The 2,260-nt window shown below is 72.3% G+C and carries 2 protein-coding genes; both read right to left on the bottom strand.

Annotation, left to right across the window (positions count from 1 at the left end):
- Window positions 1-1,461 (bottom strand): alpha-L-fucosidase (locus tag G6030_RS11735; RefSeq protein ID WP_182643245.1); only part of this gene is annotated, 1,461 nt, incomplete at its 3' end.
- On the bottom strand, window positions 1,458-1,937 hold the full coding sequence (locus tag G6030_RS11730; protein ID WP_182643244.1) for a hypothetical protein: 480 nt from the start codon (window positions 1,935-1,937) through the stop codon (window positions 1,458-1,460). The genes G6030_RS11735 and G6030_RS11730, both read right to left, overlap by 4 nt.
- Between the last annotated feature and the right edge of the window lie 323 nt (window positions 1,938-2,260).

The raw sequence follows: 2,260 nt of genomic DNA, 5'->3' as shown, positions 1-2,260 counted from the left end.
CGGACGCACCTCCCCGCTGAGCCGCACCACGTGCGCGGGGGAGACGGGCAGCCGGGCGGGGAGTCGGACGCGCGCAGCCCCGCCCCGGTCGGCGACCTCCAGCGTCTGCCCCGTCGAGACGAGCTGCGCCCGCGCGCCCGGGCCGGCACACAGTCCGGGCAGCACCAGCTCGGTCGAGGTGGGCGTGCCGAGAGTGATCGCGTTGACGTCGTCGCCGGTGCGGGTGAACCGCACCTCGGTACCGTCGCCCGCGACGCCCGCCGGGAGGACCCACGGACGGCTGCCGCGGATCGCGCTGCCGTTCTCGTGGAGCCAGCGCCCCAACGCCCGTAGTGGCTCCTGCTGCTCGTACGGCACCGACCCGTCCGGCAGGGGCCCCACGCCGATGAGCAGGTTGCCGTTCTTGCTCACCACATCCACCAGCATGTGGACCAGTTCACGGGCGCTGACGATGTCGGCGGGGTCCTCGTTGCGGTTGGCGGCAAAGGAGTGCCCGACGCCGCGGACCGTCTCCCACTTGGTCTCGGCGATGGTCTCGAGTCGCGCGTACTCGGGCGTGGTGACGTCGTGGTGAGGCGAGGCCGGGAAGGACAGCTCGCGACTGTCCTCCGGCAGCAGCTTCCACGCCAGCTGCGCCAGGCACCCCAGGCCGCGCACCAGCGCCTCGGCCGCCCCGCCGCGCTTGACGTCCGTTTGGGCCCAGCGATCGTTGACCACCCCGTCGGGCACGGCCGCGTAGTACTCCGCGAAGACCGCCGGCAGGTCCGACGACGCCGGCCATCCGATGTCGTTCCACAGCACCGCCGGCCGGTAGCGCTCGATGAGCTCGCGGACGTGTCCCTCGACGTACCGCACATACGTCGGGTCGTCGGGCATGGCCAGCAGCAGGTCCGCCGGGCCGGCGAGAGTCGCGTTGTTGTAGGGCCAGTCGTATCCGCCGGAGTAGTACAGCCCGGTGCGCATGCCGCGGGCCTTGACCGCCTCGTCGAGCGCGCCCACCAGGTCCCGCTCGCTTCCGTAACGGCCCAACCGCGGGTGGGGATGCGCGGAGGGCCACAGCGTGTAGCCGTCGTGGTGCTTGCTCGTGAGCACCACGTACCCGGCGCCCGCGGCGGCGGCGAGCTCGGCGATCTCGTCGACGTCCGCATCGGCCGACTCGCGTCCGAACTCCTCGGCAAAGCGCTCGTACCCATAGTCGGCGCCATAGGTGCGGGCGTGGTGCTCAGCGGTCGGGCTGCCCGGGACCCGCATGGAGTTGAGATACCACTCCGCGTACGGGTTCTCCCGCAGCATCCAGCGGGGGCCGCCGTCGCGGATCAGCCGCTGGATGTCCGGAACGCGCGGCGCCCACCGGGGGACCGAGTACGGCCCCCAGTGGACGAACACGCCCAGTTTGACGTCGTCGTACCAGGTGGGCAGCTCACGCCCGGCAAAGCGCGCCCAACCGGAGGACTGACTCACGCGTGCTGCCGTCGCGTCGTCGTCGTCGACCCCGCCCCGGCCACCGGCACCGACGCCGCGCCACGCCGCTGCGCGTCAAGGTACGCGGACGCGGACTCGCCGTACGCCAGGACCAGGGCGGCGACGTTCGCGGCGACCAGCACCCACGCCGACCAGTCGGTGAGGTCGACCAGGGCGCCGACCAGCGCCATGGACGCGGAGATCGTGAGCAGCACGCGCGCCCAGCGCGCACCGTCGCGCAGCTCGACCGCGGCGACCACCTGGATGGCCACCGCGGCCATCGCGATGACCGCGCCGATCACGCCCGCCACGCCGATCACCTGGCTGGCCGACAGTTCCTCCCCGGTACCACCGGCCCCCACGAAGACGGCGATGAACTCGCTCGCGAGCAGGATGTTGGACACGGCGACCGTGCCGAGCAGGGCGCAGCCGAGCCAGATCCACGAGGCGACGGAGACGGATGTGGGACGTTGCATGATGACCACTCCCGGGTCGACGGCCGCACCCCGGCGGAGCGGCGTTGATCAGGTTTCGCTCAATGTTCATGGGCGTCGCCTGGCGGGCGATAGAGTGCGACACACCTGAGTTTTTTCCGTGACCGTGAGCTGCTGGTGCGAGCCGGCCGGAGTGGAGTGAGATCGCGTGACCGCGTGGAGGAAGAGCCGTGCGGTGTTGCGGTCCGACATCGTCGCGCGCGCGGTCGCCCTGAGCGTGGACACCCGACGCGGCGTGCTCGTCGTGGGGCCGCCGGGCGCGGGCGCGAGTCAGTGCGCGGCCGACATCGCCGCCGGCCTGCGCG

The sequence above is a fragment of the Dietzia sp. E1 genome (assembly GCF_014145015.1).
Lineage (GTDB): Bacteria > Actinomycetota > Actinomycetes > Mycobacteriales > Mycobacteriaceae > Dietzia > Dietzia cinnamea_A.
Note: the sequence above shows the minus strand (reverse complement) of the source record. Positions and strands in the feature narration are given on the sequence as shown.